The organism is Bartonella taylorii, assembly GCF_023920105.1.
GTDB lineage: Bacteria > Pseudomonadota > Alphaproteobacteria > Rhizobiales > Rhizobiaceae > Bartonella > Bartonella taylorii.
In genome coordinates this window covers 144,682-160,137 of sequence record NZ_CP083693.1, presented here as the reverse complement: position 1 = coordinate 160,137, position 15,456 = coordinate 144,682, and the positions used below count along the sequence as shown (strand labels likewise).

Annotated in this window: 15 protein-coding genes; all 15 read left to right on the top strand. The window is 39.5% G+C overall.

Annotated elements, in window-relative coordinates:
• The first annotated feature begins 292 nt into the window (after positions 1–292).
• Positions 293–613, top strand: a complete 321-nt coding sequence (locus tag LBE40_RS00715; protein ID WP_143244883.1) for a TrbC/VirB2 family protein — start codon at positions 293–295, stop codon at positions 611–613.
• The gene (locus tag LBE40_RS00710; RefSeq protein ID WP_004861232.1) at positions 614–925 is read left to right on the top strand and encodes a VirB3 family type IV secretion system protein; all 312 of its coding nucleotides are present in this window, start codon (positions 614–616) and stop codon (positions 923–925) included.
• Positions 922–3,285, top strand: a complete 2,364-nt coding sequence (locus tag LBE40_RS00705; RefSeq protein WP_004861229.1) for a VirB4 family type IV secretion/conjugal transfer ATPase — start codon at positions 922–924, stop codon at positions 3,283–3,285. Before LBE40_RS00710 ends, LBE40_RS00705 begins: the two co-directional genes overlap by 4 nt.
• Positions 3,282–3,740 carry a hypothetical protein gene (locus tag LBE40_RS00700; RefSeq protein WP_004861226.1) on the top strand — a complete coding sequence of 153 codons (459 nt, stop codon included), beginning with the start codon at positions 3,282–3,284 and terminating at the stop codon, positions 3,738–3,740. The genes LBE40_RS00705 and LBE40_RS00700 overlap by 4 nt, the downstream gene beginning before the upstream one ends.
• Positions 3,727–4,692 (top strand): TrbL/VirB6 family protein, encoded by a 966-nt coding sequence (locus LBE40_RS00695; RefSeq protein ID WP_004861221.1) that lies wholly within the window; start codon positions 3,727–3,729, stop codon positions 4,690–4,692. Before LBE40_RS00700 ends, LBE40_RS00695 begins: the two co-directional genes overlap by 14 nt.
• A 209-nt stretch (positions 4,693–4,901) precedes the next feature.
• On the top strand, positions 4,902–5,216 hold the full coding sequence (locus LBE40_RS00690; RefSeq protein ID WP_208432847.1) for a type IV secretion system protein VirB7: 315 nt from the start codon (positions 4,902–4,904) through the stop codon (positions 5,214–5,216).
• The gene (locus LBE40_RS00685; protein WP_252615210.1) at positions 5,170–5,874 is read left to right on the top strand and encodes a VirB8 family type IV secretion system protein; all 705 of its coding nucleotides are present in this window, start codon (positions 5,170–5,172) and stop codon (positions 5,872–5,874) included. The genes LBE40_RS00690 and LBE40_RS00685 overlap by 47 nt, the downstream gene beginning before the upstream one ends.
• A complete protein-coding gene (virB9, locus tag LBE40_RS00680) occupies positions 5,871–6,734 on the top strand; it encodes a P-type conjugative transfer protein VirB9 (protein WP_004861215.1) in 864 nt (287 codons plus the stop codon). Before LBE40_RS00685 ends, virB9 begins: the two co-directional genes overlap by 4 nt.
• Positions 6,731–7,885, top strand: a complete 1,155-nt coding sequence (gene virB10, locus LBE40_RS00675) for a type IV secretion system protein VirB10 (RefSeq protein WP_252615209.1) — start codon at positions 6,731–6,733, stop codon at positions 7,883–7,885. Before virB9 ends, virB10 begins: the two co-directional genes overlap by 4 nt.
• On the top strand, positions 7,882–8,952 hold the full coding sequence (gene virB11 / locus LBE40_RS00670; RefSeq protein ID WP_004861207.1) for a P-type DNA transfer ATPase VirB11: 1,071 nt from the start codon (positions 7,882–7,884) through the stop codon (positions 8,950–8,952). Before virB10 ends, virB11 begins: the two co-directional genes overlap by 4 nt.
• A 62-nt stretch (positions 8,953–9,014) precedes the next feature.
• Entirely contained in the window at positions 9,015–9,221 is a 207-nt protein-coding gene (locus LBE40_RS00665; protein WP_004861205.1) for an antitoxin VbhA family protein, read from the top strand.
• A 10-nt stretch (positions 9,222–9,231) separates the two neighbouring features.
• Positions 9,232–10,863 (top strand): BID domain-containing T4SS effector, encoded by a 1,632-nt coding sequence (locus LBE40_RS00660; RefSeq protein ID WP_004861202.1) that lies wholly within the window; start codon positions 9,232–9,234, stop codon positions 10,861–10,863.
• Positions 10,864–11,018: 155 nt separating this feature from the next.
• Positions 11,019–12,938: a Ti-type conjugative transfer system protein TraG gene (gene traG / locus LBE40_RS00655; RefSeq protein ID WP_004861199.1), complete on the top strand. Its 1,920-nt coding sequence runs from the start codon at positions 11,019–11,021 to the stop codon at positions 12,936–12,938.
• A gap of 411 nt (positions 12,939–13,349) precedes the next feature.
• A complete protein-coding gene (locus tag LBE40_RS00650) occupies positions 13,350–13,529 on the top strand; it encodes a hypothetical protein (protein WP_252615208.1) in 180 nt (59 codons plus the stop codon).
• Between the two features lie 39 nt (positions 13,530–13,568).
• Complete coding sequence (locus LBE40_RS00645) at positions 13,569–15,167, top strand: BID domain-containing T4SS effector (protein ID WP_004861193.1); 1,599 nt, start codon at positions 13,569–13,571, stop codon at positions 15,165–15,167.
• Positions 15,168–15,456: the final 289 nt, after the last annotated feature.

Here is a 15,456-nt window from a genome sequence, read left to right as displayed (position 1 = left end):
CATTAAATATATTTGATAAAGAAAAATATTATTTCTTTACAATGGTGAATATTGCTATTTCAAGAAAAATATACAACTTAAAATTGCCATTTTTATGTAACACAATCTTAAAATGAAATTCTTCTGTCTCTTGGAAGAACATTTTGAAAGTAAGTAAAAACCACTATCAAAGCTTTTAGAAAGAAAACAATCGAGGGGCGATAAAGGCTGTAAGCTGTAAAGCAAGGGGGCTCTTCGGTTATTGAGAGACAAGAGGATGTTAACAGACAGTTCTTTTTTTAAGAGAGGTAAAATGACAGAAAATACATCCAAGAACATCATTTTTATCATTACCATGCTGCTTTTAACCGCATTCGTTGTAATAGATCCTTCTTATGCTGCTCCTGCCGGTGCTAGTGGTCTGGGAAATGTTGATAATGTTTTACAGAATATTGTTGATATGATGACAGGGACAACGGCAAGGCTTATTGCGATCATATGTGTTGCCGCCGTGGGCATTGGCTGGATGTACGGCTTTATTGATTTACGCAAAGCGGCTTATTGTATTATCGGCATTGGTATTGTTTTTGGTGCTCCAACTCTCGTTGGGAAGTTAATGAATAGTGCTACATAAATGAACGAAGATATCCTCTTTCTTGCCTGTACACGACCTGCCATGTTTGCTGGTGTTACAATGGAAGCAATGGCCCTTAATGTCATGGCAACAACCATCCTTTTTATTCTCACAAGCGGTTTTGCCATGATTGGTTTTGGTGTTGGGGTACACTTTATTTTACGTGAAGTGACAAAACACGATCACAACCAGTTTCGCGTACTATTTGCTTGGTTCAACACCCGAGGAAAACAAAAAAACGTCAGTAGATGGGGAGGTGGATCTACATCTCCATTATGCCTTGTCCGTACTTATAAGGAACTGAGTAGATGAAACAGACGTCGAGCATGAAAAAGGAAACTTTGCCTGAAGAATACATTCCTTATGTGCGCTACGTTAACCAACATGTCATTGCATTAAACTCACGCTGCTTAATGACTGTAATGGCCGTTGAGGGTGTAAATTTTGACACTGCAGATATCGATCAAATAAATTCCTTACACGACCAATTAAACACTCTCTTGAAAAACATCGCAGATGAACGTGTTGCTTTATATTCTCATATCATCCGCCGGCGCGAAATGCTCTATCCAGAGGGTCGTTTCTCTTCATCTTTTGCAGCAACATTAGATGAAAAATACAAAAAGAAAATGGTTTCGCAAGAGCTTTATAGAAATGATCTCTTCATTTCACTGCTCTGGAATCCGGCTTCAGATAAAACGGAACAACTTGCCTCATTTTTTCAACGATTAGCAAAAGCTAAGAAAACACAATCTGAACCAGATGGGGAAGCCATTCGGAAACTTGAAGAGTTAAGCCAAGATTTTATACAAGGTTTGGAAGCCTACGATGCACGCCTCTTGTCAATTTATGAACATGAGGGGATGTTATTTTCTGAACAAAGTGAGTTTTTACACCAGTTAGTGGGGGGAAGACGTGAACGTATTCCTCTCACATTTGGCACCATTGCTTCAACGATTTACTCAGATCGTGTTATTTTTGGTAAAGAAATTATCGAAATTCGCCATGAAAGCAATGAACGCTTTGTTGGTATGTTTGGGTGGAAAGAATATCCTTCTAAAACACGCCCAGGTATGACCGATGGTTTACTTACAACACCGTTTGAATTCATTTTAACACAATCTTTTGTCTTTAAGAGTAAAGCAGCTGCCGGTGCCATTATGGGCCGCAAGCAAAATCAAATGATTAACGCAGCCGATCGTGCGAGCTCACAAATTGAAGCACTGGATGAAGCACTGGATGATTTAGAATCAAATCGTTTTGTTCTAGGTGAACATCATCTCTCCCTAGCCGTTTTTGCTGATCACCCGAAAATATTGGCTGAAAATCTCTCAAAAGCACGTTCCCATTTAACCAATGGTGGAGCGGTTATTGCTAGAGAAGATTTAGGATTGGAAGCTGCATGGTGGGCGCAATTGCCCGGAAATTTTAGCTATCGTGCGCGTTCTGGAGCTATTACCAGCAGAAATTTTGCAGCTTTATCACCTTTCCATTCCTTTCCCATTGGTAAACTTGAAGGCAATGTTTGGGGATCTGCTGTAGCATTATTAAAAACGCAAGCGAGTTCACCTTATTATTTTAATTTTCATTATGGTGACCTTGGAAACACCTTTGTTTGCGGTCCATCGGGATCTGGTAAAACAGTAATCGTTAATTTTCTTCTCGCACAATTACAAAAACACAACCCCACAATGGTCTTTTTCGACAAAGATCAGGGTGCAGAGATTTTTGTGCGGGCTGGAGGTGGAAAATATAAACCTTTGAAAAATGGGCAACCTACTGGCATTTCCCCTTTAAAAGGCATGGAATACACTGAAAAAAATAAAGTCTTTCTTCGTAATTGGATCTTAAAACTCGTTACTACTGAAGGGCAAACAGTGACAGAACAAGAGCGACAAGATATCGCCAAAGCCATTGATTCATTAGAAAGTTTGCCCCGTGCACAACGCTCTCTTGGTGCTCTTCAACTGTTTTTTGATAACACATCAAAAGAAGGAATTGCCATACGGTTACAACCTTGGATTAGAGGCAATGCCTTAGGCTGGGTTTTTGATAACGATCAAGATGATCTTAATCTAGACGCACAATTTATTGGTTATGATATGACCGATTTCTTAGACAATGAAGAAATTCGGCGCCCTTTGATGATGTATCTGTTTCACCGCATTCTCGATCTTATTGATGGGCGGCGCATTATTATTATCATTGATGAATTCTGGAAAGCACTTGAAGACGATTCCTTCAAAGCTTTTGCACAAGATCGCCTCAAGACGATCCGGAAACAAAATGGCATGATGTTGTTTGCGACGCAAAGCCCTAAAGACGCTTTAAACTCAACAATTGCACACACGATTATTGAGCAATGCCCTACCCAAATATTTTTTCCAAATCAAAAAGCAAATTACCACGATTATGTTGAAGATTTCAAACTGACTGAACGCGAGTTTGAGCTCATACAATCAGAGTTGAGCAGAGAATCTCGTCGTTTTCTCATTAAACAGGGGCAAAATTCCGTCGTTGCAGAACTCAATCTACGGGGGATGAACGATGAGATCGCCGTCTTAAGCGGCACAACCAAAAATATTGAACTCATGAACCAAGTTATCAACGAATATGGGACAAACCCTAATCAATGGCTGCCCATATTTCATCAAAGGAGAGAAAATCAATGAAAAAATATAGCTTAATCCCATTGTTATCTTTGTCTTTTATCTCTCATGCAATCTCACAAACCACGCCCGATGTGGATGAATATTATAAAAGTGCATTAGAAAACACGCAAAAATTAGATGCTGCAAAATCAGAAACAGCTGAAGCAATTTATTCGTTTACAACAGAAAATATAAAAAAAATTGAAGAAATAAGTAAAAAAATTGAAAATATTAAAGCAAAAACAGAGACTAAACCTGAAGAATTACAGGCTGCTCAACAAGCTCTTCAAATAGAACTCTCTCTTCTTCAGGCAAAGCTTCAAGCGGACGTTTTAAAACTTCAGTCTTTGGCTATGATTCAAGCAAAAGATACGAAAACAAAAGATGAAATCCGTGAAGAAGAAGAACAAAAAAAGCACCAAGCACTTGCAAAAAAATTAAAAGAAAAACTTGAGAATTCCAATGTCCGACTTTAGTTTTGCCCCATTTGAGAGCATTTCCGGATATATTCTAGCACCACTGGATAGTGCGATGAATACAACAGTGAGTGGTTTGTCTTCTGCGATTTCAAAACCACTCAATCTTGCCTCAATCATTTTTATCTTTCTGTATGGCTATAATGTTATGACTGGTCGCGTCGCCCTTTCCATGCATAGTCTTCTCAATAATGTCGTTAAAATCATTGTTGTAACGACAATGGCAACGAATGCGGACACTTTTAATATCTATGTTAAAGAGATTTTCTTCAATGATTTAGTAAACGCTATTGGAAATGCGCTCAACAGCAACCCTACAGGCTCTAATGTTTTTGATTATATTTTGTTACAGGCAACTACGCGCCAGCAAGAGGTTTTAGCTAAAGCTTGGTTCCTTGAAAAAATCATGGTTGGTCTCCTTGGTGGTTTAATGGTTATAGCTGTTATTATTTTTTGTATAGGCGGTTTTATTGTCCAAATATTTGCACAGGTTGCACTTGTAATGATTATAGGACTAGGCCCCCTTTTCATCAGTTTGTATTTATTCAACGCAACCAGAAAATTCACCGATGCATGGATTACCACTTTAGTCAATTTTACTATTTTGCAAGTTCTCGTGATCATGCTGGGAACGATTATGTGCAAAATTATCTTACACGTTCTCAAAGATTCATATGATTCAATCTATCTTCTTTTTCCCCCTGTTGTTGTCATTTCGATAGTAGGAGTCATTCTCTTCCGTGCGCTTCCTGGCATTGCCTCTGCCCTCGCCTCTGGCGGACCATACTTTAATGCTGGAATATCCTCAGGAGGACAAATTTTCACCATGCTTTCCGGTGGTGCTAAAGCTGGTGGAAATGCAGCAAAAAGTGCAGCTTCAAAACTCTCTGGTGCTGCAGGTGTGGCAGCCAAAGCCGCAAAAATGGGAGCTCGAGGTCGTGGTCGATTTTAATGTCAGACGCCTCTTAACAAGAACAAGAGGTCTTGTTTTTGTGTCGCGTGCGCTAAAGAGCGCACGCCTCACACGTATATTGCGTGAAACACTTGATATTCTTGGTTCCACAAGATCAATCAGAATTTTTCATCGTTTGCTTTTGTGAAATTATTCAGAGCAAAAACAAAATCATGCGTTGTATTCCAAAGTATTTGTGAGTTCAAAAAATGAAAAGAAAAATAACTTTTTTTGTGATCCTTACCACCGTGCTTACCGGCTGTGCCTCTCTGAGTGGCCCCAAAAAACCACCACGATGTAATGGCAAACACACCCGCGCTTTAAATAGAGATAAGTGGGATTGGGATAATAAAAACATCATACTACAAGAAAAAATCGTAAAACCTGTTACGACACCCATTATCCTTAATACCTTGGAGAGTGAAAAAGCGACAGCTGACGTAACCCCTCATACAGCTTTATTAAACCCCATAAACCATGAAGCGCTTTTTGATAAAACTGCGGAGGTCACGCGTGAAAAGTGATGCACTTGAAGAATATATAAAAGAAGCACGCTCATTCGATATTGATCGCATGCATGGCATGCGCGTGCGGATGAAAATTTCCATGGCTTTGACAGTGCTTTTTGGATTAATGACGATCGCCTTAGCTTTAGCTGTAGCAGCATTAACACCCTTAAAAACCGTAGAGCCCTTTGTAATCCGTGTGGATAATTCAACAGGCATTGTTGATACGGTGAGTGCCCTAAAAGAATCTCCCAACAACTATGATGAAGCGATAACACGTTATTTTGCTGCAAAATATGTTCGTGCACGCGAAGGTTATCAAGCCTCCGAGGCAGAAAACAATTTTCGCTTAATCTCTCTTTTATCTTCACCAGAAGAACAAAACCGTTTTGCAAGATGGTATGCGGGTAACAATCCCGAAAGTCCACAAAATATCTATCAAAACATGACCGCTACAGTCATGATCAAATCAATCTCCTTTTTAAGCAAAGATCTTATTCAAGTGCGTTACTATAAAACAGTGAGAGAACTGAATGGAAAAGAAAATATTTCCCATTGGGTTTCGATCTTAAATTTTTCCTACATTAATGCACAAATTTCAACGACGGACCGCTTAATCAATCCCCTTGGCTTTCAAGTATCGGAATATAGATCCGATCCAGAGGTGATAAAATGATCCAATTTTCAAAAATAACCTTTTTTGCTTTCATTATGGCAATAAGTTGTCATACCGCATCCTCATTTGCAGAAACAGCACCTGTAAGTGCACGCAAAGACAATCGCATCAGATTTGTCAATTATGACCCATACAATGTCACTCAAATCATTGGCTCCATTCGTTCTTCAGTCCAGATTGAATTTGCCGATGATGAAGAAGTAACCTATGTGGGTATTGGCAATTCCGTTGCTTGGCAAGTTGCCCCAGCTGGTCACTTTGTCTTTTTAAAACCGCGCGAAGTGCAACCCGTCACCAACTTACAAATTGTAACAAGCCGCCAAGACGGGACAAAAAGGTCTTATCAATTCGAACTCCAAGTACGTGAAGGCGATGTTTCAGCAGGCAATGATACATATTTCTTGGTCAAGTTTCGTTATCCAGAAGATGAAGCCTTGCGGAGAAAATTAGCCGAAGCAGCGAAAGCTGCACAGCGCGAAGAAAACTTTGTCAATGATATTTTAAACACCCATGAAGATTTTGGACCACGCAATTGGGCTTATGAAGCGCAAGGTTCAACCCTCATTGAACCAAGCTCTGTCTATGACAACGGTAAAACCACAACCTTTATATTTTTGGGCAATACTGAAATCCCTGCCATTTATCTTGTCTCGCGTGATGGGCAAGAATCTCTGGTTCCAAAATCGATTAAAGGCAACAAGGTCATTGTACATGCTACAGCTGCGCAATTCACTTTGCGTCGTGGAAATGACGTACTGTGCATCTTCAATAAAAGGTTTGTGCCTGAAGGAATTAACCCTGAAACTGGAACAACATCACCCTCTGTACAACGTAAAGTGAACATAGGAAACCAGCCATGAATGACGAAATGGATGAAAAAAGCATCAATGATCGCGATACGATAAAGGACCTTCAAGGGAAAAAACAGCATACCAATGTAGGCAAAGCAGCTGCTCTTGTTATCCTTTTCAGTGTCTGCATTTATTTAGCATATTCAACGCTTGTCACAGACAAAAAACAAGCTGTTGAACTACCAAAAGAAGGAGTTATTAAGCAAACAGAATTTTTCAGACCTGCACCACAAAAACCTATACCTCTTGAACCAATCGAACAAAATAACACTCTGTTGCCAAAGGTTGAACTCCCAACTCCAAAAATAAATCAATCAAAGTCCAATGATCCACTCTTGGAAGCGGCACAACGTGCTCCTGTATTAGCCTATACGAACACACAACAAGGCAAAACAAATACAGCAACCAATAATGCCGCTTTGCTTCAACGCGAAAGCAAATCTGATGAAACAGCACAACGCTTTAATCATCTTCTCAAGCCAACAACCCTTGAAGGTATTCGTGCCTCAACCCTTGGCAATCGAAACTATATCATCGCGATGGGCGCTTCTATCCCTTGTATCTTAGAAACAGCGATCAGCAGTGACCAACAAGGATTTACCAGCTGTATCGTCTCCAGAGATATTTTATCAGACAATGGGAGAGTTGTCCTTCTTGATAAAGGCACACAAATCGTTGGCGAATATCGTGCTGGATTAAAAAAAGGACAAAATCGTCTCTTTGTACTATGGAATAGAGCCAAAACACCAAGTGGTGTCATCATAACGTTAGCTTCACCAGCGACAGATTCCTTAGGACGTTCTGGTATAGATGGAGATATTGATAATCATTGGTTCGAACGAATTGGGTCTGCGCTTCTTGTATCGATTGTCAAAGATGCAACAAGCTATGCGAGAGGCCGTCTTTCAAAAAGCCAAGACAAGAGTGACTCTGAAACAACCTCTTCAGGACAAAATATTGCAAATATTATCACAGAAAATTACGCCAATATTCCTCCAACATTATCCAAGAACCAAGGGGAAATGGTTAATGTGTTTGTTGCCCGCGATTTAGATTTTTCCAGTGTTTATAAATTGAAAGTCGTCGAAAACAAAAAACAAATTGTCAATCGGGCCCTTTCAAGAAACTTTTATAAAAACCCTACAGTAACTTTGAAATGAACCAAAACATGCACCAGTTGAACGACGAAACCGTCGCAATTGTTCTAACCAAACTTGAACCCATAAGTCCTTTTCTAAAAGATGAAAGTCTTTTTGAAATCGTCATCAATCGTCCTTATCAAGTGATGACTGAAGGAGTTGAAGGATGGAAAACAATAGAAGCACCAACCCTCTCATTTAATGAGCTTATGGGAATTGCTAAAGTTGTCGCTTCCTATTCTAAGCAAAATATATCGGACAAAAATCCCATATTATCCGCTACCCTGCCAGGAAATGAACGTATTCAAATTGTCATTCCTCCGGCAGTGGAAAAAGACACCATCAGTATGACAATTCGCAAACCCTCATCGCAGAGTTTTTCCCTCGAAGATCTTGCAAATAAAGATCTTTTTTCGCTGTGTGAGCAGGTATCATTTACACCCTTATATGATTATCAATTGCGTTTTAACGAACTCAAAAGCACTGAGCATGACTTGGTAACCACTTACTGTAATAAGGATTTTGTCTCTTTTTTAAACCAAGCTGTAAAGTGCCAAAAAAATATTTTAATTGCAGGGAAAACGGGCTCTGGTAAAACAACGTTGTCAAAAGCATTAATCGCTAAAATTCCCAAGGATGAGCGTATTATTACCATTGAAGATACACAAGAACTGGTTGTATCACAACCCAATCATGTTTCTATGATCTATTCAAAAGATGGACAAGGTTTAGCCTCTGTCGGTCCCAAAGAATTGCTTGAATCTGCTTTACGCATGCGTCCTGACCGTATTCTTTTACAAGAACTTCGAGATGGTACAGCTTTTTATTACATCCGCAATGTCAATTCAGGCCATCCAGGTTCGATTACTACAGTGCATGCTTCAACAGCACTTGCTGCCTTTGAACAAATGACCCTCTTAGTCAAAGAAAGCGAAGGTGGAGGTGATTTAGACCGTGATGATATTCGAGGTCTATTGATTTCAATGATTGATATCATCATCCAATGCAAACGAGTTGAAGGAAAATTCAAAGTCACAGAAATATATTATGACCCGTTCAAACAACGAAACATCTTTGGAGGAAACTAAAAACCTCCCATACCAAAAAGCTTGTTTAATGCAAGTGTTGAAACGTTAAAAAGGAAAAATAAATGAAAACAAAGACGGAAGAGAATCTTTCATCAGCCACCCCAGAAGAATTTAAAAAACGCCGTGAAGCGGTTGATGCAGCCATCAGCAGCCATGCACTTGAAGGGATAACACTTCATCCTACAACACTCAAAATTTTAGAAGAATATGCGAGGGGGCATATTTCACTAGAAGAATTTAACACTCTTATGGACAACGCTATATTATAAGGAGGTAACAATGCCAAAAGCAAAATTTAAAAAAACAGGTCTAGCATCCACAGTGCCTTCCCCTGAGCATTATATGTATCCTAAGAGCAAAACACTGAAAAATAAATATGGAATAAAGGACCTTGATGCCTTTACTGCCAGATGTGCACATGATTCAGCAAAAGCAATGATCAATCTGCGTGAAGAACCTCTGCCAGAAAAGTTTGATAGCTCCTATCTACAATATCTTCATAAAAACTTGTTTGAAAATACGTTTGAATGGGCAGGACAAACCCGCAATGTCCCCTTTACATTTGCAGATGGCTCCACTGCCGTCGCACCAATAATGAAAAAAATAACGAATTTTGCTGTTGGTAGCGAATTAGAAAAATGTCTCAATAAATTAGATCAAACACTCACCACGAAGAATAATTTGCAAGGTTTATCGTGCAAAGAATTTGCTCATGAAGCAGCAGAAATATTTGCCTCTCTTAACTATACACATCCTTTTAGAGAAGGAAATGGACGTACACAACGAGTCTTTTTTGAAAATCTTGCCAAAGCAGCAGGCCATCAGCTTGACTTTTCGCTTGTAACAAAAGAACGCATGTTGGTTGCCAGTGTCGCTGCAATACAAGATAACAATCTAGAACCTATGCACCATCTGTTTGAGGATATCTCTAATCCAAATAAAATACTTCTTTTAAAAGAATTCATGGACAACATGAAAGAGAGTGGGCGCAATGTTAATGATCGTCCCGTTATGGTTGTAAAAGAAGGTGAAACCTATACAGGAACTTATAGAGGCGCTGGTTTTGAAAGCTTTGCATTCAACGTAAAAGGTGCTTACATCATCGGTCAAAAAGAGCACCTCACACCAGAACAACTGAAAACATTAAAACCCGGTGATAGAATTACCTTTACAGCCCCAAAAGCCGAAGAACTTGAAAAAGTGCTCATCCCCAAAGAACAACTCGCCCCTTTAACAAAAAGTGAACTTTCCGAAAGGATTGCAGAAGACGCTAGTGTCCACATATGCCGCGAACAAATCCAGAAATGCGCAAAAATTGTTTATGGCAGCTCAAAAACATTAAACGAACAGATGGTGGAAATTATTAGGAACCCAAGCTTTGGAGACCAACTCGCCAATCAGATTGAAAGAGCACCTCACTCTGTTTCTCGTCTTGCAGGGATCAACCTCTTTTGCTTTCAAAATCAAGCGCGCGCAAATGCTAAAGAGCATGTTGATGTACTTTGTAACGCAGTTGCAAATTATGCACATGCTGTAAAACAAGCTCAGAAAGAAATCCTACAAGAGCATCAAGCAGAACAAAAACGCTGCGGAAAAACAGTAGAAATGCCAAGTAAAAATTTGCAGGATATTCTTTCCTTACCAAAAGAACTGCAGCAAGAAGCTTTAGCATCTTCTCCCTTTCTTCAAAAAGAACTCAGTAATTTTGTAAAAAAAATCAATAACCGTCTTTCACCAAGCGAGCAGAAAGCACTCAAGGAGTATGATCATGAAACACTTGCGAAAAGTCTTGGTGTTTCAGAACATAAAGCACAAGAAATTACAGAAATCGCTAAGCAAGCCAAAGAAGTACACCAACAATCGCAAGGACGTACAGTCAATCGCTCAAAAACGCTCGCTATGGCCAGCTAAACGTGTGAAATCTTGCTTCCTTTATTTGACCCCCAACAGCTGGGAGAGTGCCAAAACTCTCCCGCTCATAAAAAAGGAAGCTATCTGACGTCCTAGCACTGATTTTGAAAGTAGCATTTTGTGGCATAGTCAGAAAAAATCGAAAGTAAGAGACAATGAAATACACAAAGACACAATTGGCGCTTATTTTTATACCAATCATTTTAGGGAGTTTAACGATATTCCTTGTTCCTCATTTGTTGTCGCTTATCACAAATGGATTAAAAGACAATCAAATTTACTGGTATCTTCGTTCAAAACCCTTATTGGTATTGGTGCTGGTTGCTGCTGTTTCATTGTTTTACACTCTATCGCAAAAACTGCACTTGCGCAGAGCAATCACGCTTGTTTCAGCCGTCTTTTTTGGGATCACTGCTCTTTACTATATTGGCGGTGAAATAAAGCGCTTAAGCCCCTATGTTGGACAACAAGGGATAACTTGGAACTATGCTCTCAAGTTCATGGATTCCATGGTTATCTTTGGCGTCATCATCGGTGTTGCTCTTTTAACAATTCAAGTCATGACAACCTTTCCACGCACCAACAAAATCAAGCGTGCAAAAAAAGGAATTTTTGGTGACGCCTCATGGATGCATTTAAGAGAAGCAGCCAAAATTTTTCCTGCTAATGGCCAAATTGTTGTTGGTGAAAGATACCGTGTTGATCAAGATAATGTGTGCAATATTCCCTTTGCGCCTGGCAATAAAACTACATGGGGGAAAGGCGGGACAGCACCTTTGCTCACCTTTAATCTTGATTTTGGTTCAACTCACATGATCTTTTTTGCCGGTTCTGGTGGATATAAAACAACAAGTACAGTCGTTCCAACATGTTTAACATATCCAGGCTCGATTGTTTGCCTCGATCCTTCAACCGAAGTTGCACCTATGGTCAAATTTGCGCGGAAAAAAATGGGAAATAGAAATGTTATTGTTCTCGATCCCAATTCGGTTTTAACAAAAAATTTTAATGTGCTCGATTGGCTTTTAGATGATAGTGTACCACGTACACAACGTGAAGCTAATATTGTAGGTTTTTCCAAATTGCTTCTCACGGATAAAAAATCAGATAATTCTTCAGCAGAATATTTTTCGACACAAGCACATAATCTTTTAACCGCTCTTCTTGCACATGTCATATTTTCTGATGAATATGAAGACCATGAGCGGAATTTAAAAACACTACGCGGAATTTTGTCTCAATCAGAAACAGCTGTTGTGAATCAATTGCGTATGATTCAAGAAACAACACCCTCTCCTTTTATTCGTGAAATGGTCGGTATTTTCACAGAAATGGCAGACCAAACCTTTTCAGGGGTCTACACAACTGCATCAAAAGACACCCAGTGGCTTTCTTTGTCCAATTACGCTGATCTTGTCTGTGGGGATGATTTTGCATCCTCGGATATCACAAACGGGAATACAGATGTTTTTCTCAATCTTCCCGCAAGTATTTTAAACAGTTATCCAGCAATTGGACGGGTCATTATTGGTGCCTTTTTAAATGCAATGATTACAGCTGACGGTAATTACAAAAAGCGTGTTTTGTTCGTCTTGGATGAAGTCGATCTCCTTGGCTATATGAACATTCTAGAAGAAGCGCGTGACCGAGGCCGTAAATACGGCACATCCTTAATGCTCTTTTATCAATCCTCTGGACAGTTGGTCAATCACTTTGGAGAAGCGGGAGCGCGCTCATGGTTTGAAAGCTGTTCATTTGTGAGTTATGCCGCCATCAAAGATCTCCAAACAGCCAAAGACATTTCAGAACGTTGTGGTCAAATGACCGTTGAAGTGACAGGAACAAGTAAATCAAGAGGTTTGTCTTTAGCAAAAGGCTCCCAAAACATCAATTATCAACAAAGAGCCCTGATTTTACCCCACGAAATTATCCAAAATATGCGTCAAGATGAACAAATTATTCTTATGCAAGGGCAGCCCCCTTTACGATGTGGTCGAGCGATCTATTTTAGAAGAAAAGAAATGTTAGCGGCTGCTGAAAAAAACCGTTTTGCCCCACAAGCAAAGAAAAAGTGAAAAATATTCTCTTATGGGTATTGAGCAACAAAATAATAACAACAGCATAAAAGGCAAAAAGCATACGTTCTATCTCACAAAAGCCTACTAAAAAGGAATTTTTGTATGATCCAACAAGAAAAATATGGTGAAAAAAAATTCTTAATTGTTACTTTTGTGCATGTGCTTACAAACGCTAACGCTTTTTATGAAGGGCCCCAAAAAAACCAAACAATCAATGGCGACCATAACCACGATTTTCACACTTTAAATACCCATCAAAGAGCTTTTGAAAACAGCTTTATTAAAAGCAAAACACTAGAGAACACACTCATTTGTAAAAATGATAAACAATGGTGGAAAATATACCCAAAAGACTTTCCAACAGCACATTCAAAAAGAACAAAAAGCACATTCAAAAAAGAAATGTGCATGACCATAATCCCAAAGGAACATTCTGCATCTCTCGCTTCAAAAGAATTACAAAAGCATCACAAAGCAGTTGAAGCCGGCATCAGCACCCATACACTTGAGGGAATATCGCTCCCTCCTAAAACACTCAAAATTTCGAAAGAATACGCGAAGGGGGGACTTTTCACACGAAGAGTTTAACACTCTCATAAGCCACCCTATTCTCTAAGGAGATATCCTATGTTAGAGCAAAATTATCTGTATAAAAATAACAAAACATTGAAAAATAAATATGGCATCAAAAACCCACACAAGCTGTATGAACGTTGTGCTCATGAAGCAGCCAGAGCGGCTGTGAACTTTCGCCATGAACCACCACCACGAAAATTTGATGCTGCTTATCTGAAATTAATTCACTGGAACCTTTTCTACAAAAGTTTTGAATGGGCCGGACAGACCCGTGATCAGTCCTTTACATTTGCAGATGGTACCACTGCCCGTATGCCGGCGATGCGACCAAAAAGCTATAAGGTTCCCTTTGCTATCGGTCCACAAATTCAAAGAGAGCTTAAGCAATTAGAACAAAGGCTTACCGCAAAAAATAATCTACAAGGTTTATCGCGGAAAGAGTTTGCTGTAGAAGCCGCTGAGGTGTTTATAACTCTCAACCATGCACATCCGTTCAGAAAAGGCAATGGGCGCACACAACGCATGTTTATGGAAAAGCTTGGACAAGCAGCGGGCCATCCAATTGACTTTTCTTTTATCACAAAAGAACGCCTGACACAGGCTAGTATTGAAGCAATGCAAAACGGTAACTCGCAACCAATGAAAGATCTGTTTGAGGATAGCACCCATCCACAAAAAGCACTTGTTTTAAAGGAATTCATCTCTCAAATGAGACGTGCTGGACTTAATGAAATCAACAATCGTGTTGTTGTCGCAGCAAAAGAAGGTGTGACCTACGATGGCATCTTTAGAGGAATGAGTGCAGAAGGTTTTGTTCTGGAAATGAATGGTACTTTCATCATCGGTCACAAAGATGATCTTTCACCAGAGCAAGTAAAATCATTACAGAATGGTGATCGCTTCTCTTTCCAGAAAAGCAATGTTAAAAACCTGAGAGAAACACTGATCCCAAGAGAGAGATTAGCACCTCTCACCAATGAGGTGCTTGCCGAAAAACTGGTAAATAATTCCGGTGTTGAATCATATCGCTCTGAAGTCGAACGTTTATCAAAAATCATTTATGGCAATACACACGCACTAAACGAAACAATGGAAACAATCAATATAGATCCAAGCTTGTGCACACAGTTCGCGGAACAAATTATCCAAAATCCTAAATCCGTTTGTAAGCTTGCAGGAAGGAAAATGCTTGGTATAAGAAGCCCAGCGCGCAGACGTGCGGAAGAGGCTGTTCCACAGCTAGTTGAAGCACTTCACAACTATGGTGATATGACACAACAAATAATGACTGACATCATAGAGCACTATCAAAAAGAACAAAATCGCTTGAACCAATCTATCGAAAAGCCTACGAGAGACTTGCAAAACCTTTTTTCCTTACCACCAGAACAACAAAGAGAAGCTTTGTCCCATTCTCCCGCACTGCGACAAGAACTGCATGGTTATGGGCGTCAATTACAAAATCGTTTATCATCACAAGAGCGTAAAGCCATACAGGAAAACGATCTTACAAGACTTTCTTGCATGCTTGGTGTATCGGAAAGCAAAGCAAAAGACATTATTAAAACCGTAAACAACACCAAAGAAGCACATTGTCAGATGCGCACCCTCAAAATCAGTCGCTCTTCATCGCTAGCTCTTACCGGATAAAAACTGATATAATTTAGCTTCTTATCTATCCTCTTGGCGCAAATCATTTCATTTTAATTGCGTCAAGAGTTGTTATGAAATGTTACAGAAAAGCTTCATCAAAATAGACCACGTAATTTTATTTAACTTATTGATAAAATTTCACAAAAAAACTGTATAAAAGACATAAATATCGATTACGATAAGCGCGAATAGCGGAGGATCTTTGGAGATCATTCAAATGGACATCCTCCTTCGTAGCAAAGCTATAAAAGCATAGAGGTGGAGAGTGGCCAAAGAAGTTTTCTAA

Excerpts from the sequence above, each read along its gene's own strand:
- LBE40_RS00715 (WP_143244883.1), top strand. The coding sequence starts at position 293 with ATGACAGAAAATACATCCAAGAACATCATTTTTATCATTACCATGCTG.
- LBE40_RS00710 (WP_004861232.1), top strand. The coding sequence starts at position 614 with ATGAACGAAGATATCCTCTTTCTTGCCTGTACACGACCTGCCATGTTT.
- LBE40_RS00705 (WP_004861229.1), top strand. The coding sequence starts at position 922 with ATGAAACAGACGTCGAGCATGAAAAAGGAAACTTTGCCTGAAGAATAC.
- LBE40_RS00700 (WP_004861226.1), top strand. The coding sequence starts at position 3,282 with ATGAAAAAATATAGCTTAATCCCATTGTTATCTTTGTCTTTTATCTCT.
- LBE40_RS00695 (WP_004861221.1), top strand. The coding sequence starts at position 3,727 with ATGTCCGACTTTAGTTTTGCCCCATTTGAGAGCATTTCCGGATATATT.
- LBE40_RS00690 (WP_208432847.1), top strand. The coding sequence starts at position 4,902 with ATGAAAAGAAAAATAACTTTTTTTGTGATCCTTACCACCGTGCTTACC.
- LBE40_RS00685 (WP_252615210.1), top strand. The coding sequence starts at position 5,170 with ATGAAGCGCTTTTTGATAAAACTGCGGAGGTCACGCGTGAAAAGTGAT.
- virB9 (WP_004861215.1), top strand. The coding sequence starts at position 5,871 with ATGATCCAATTTTCAAAAATAACCTTTTTTGCTTTCATTATGGCAATA.
- virB10 (WP_252615209.1), top strand. The coding sequence starts at position 6,731 with ATGAATGACGAAATGGATGAAAAAAGCATCAATGATCGCGATACGATA.
- virB11 (WP_004861207.1), top strand. The coding sequence starts at position 7,882 with ATGAACCAAAACATGCACCAGTTGAACGACGAAACCGTCGCAATTGTT.
- LBE40_RS00665 (WP_004861205.1), top strand. The coding sequence starts at position 9,015 with ATGAAAACAAAGACGGAAGAGAATCTTTCATCAGCCACCCCAGAAGAA.
- LBE40_RS00660 (WP_004861202.1), top strand. The coding sequence starts at position 9,232 with ATGCCAAAAGCAAAATTTAAAAAAACAGGTCTAGCATCCACAGTGCCT.
- traG (WP_004861199.1), top strand. The coding sequence starts at position 11,019 with ATGAAATACACAAAGACACAATTGGCGCTTATTTTTATACCAATCATT.
- LBE40_RS00650 (WP_252615208.1), top strand. The coding sequence starts at position 13,350 with ATGACCATAATCCCAAAGGAACATTCTGCATCTCTCGCTTCAAAAGAA.
- LBE40_RS00645 (WP_004861193.1), top strand. The coding sequence starts at position 13,569 with ATGTTAGAGCAAAATTATCTGTATAAAAATAACAAAACATTGAAAAAT.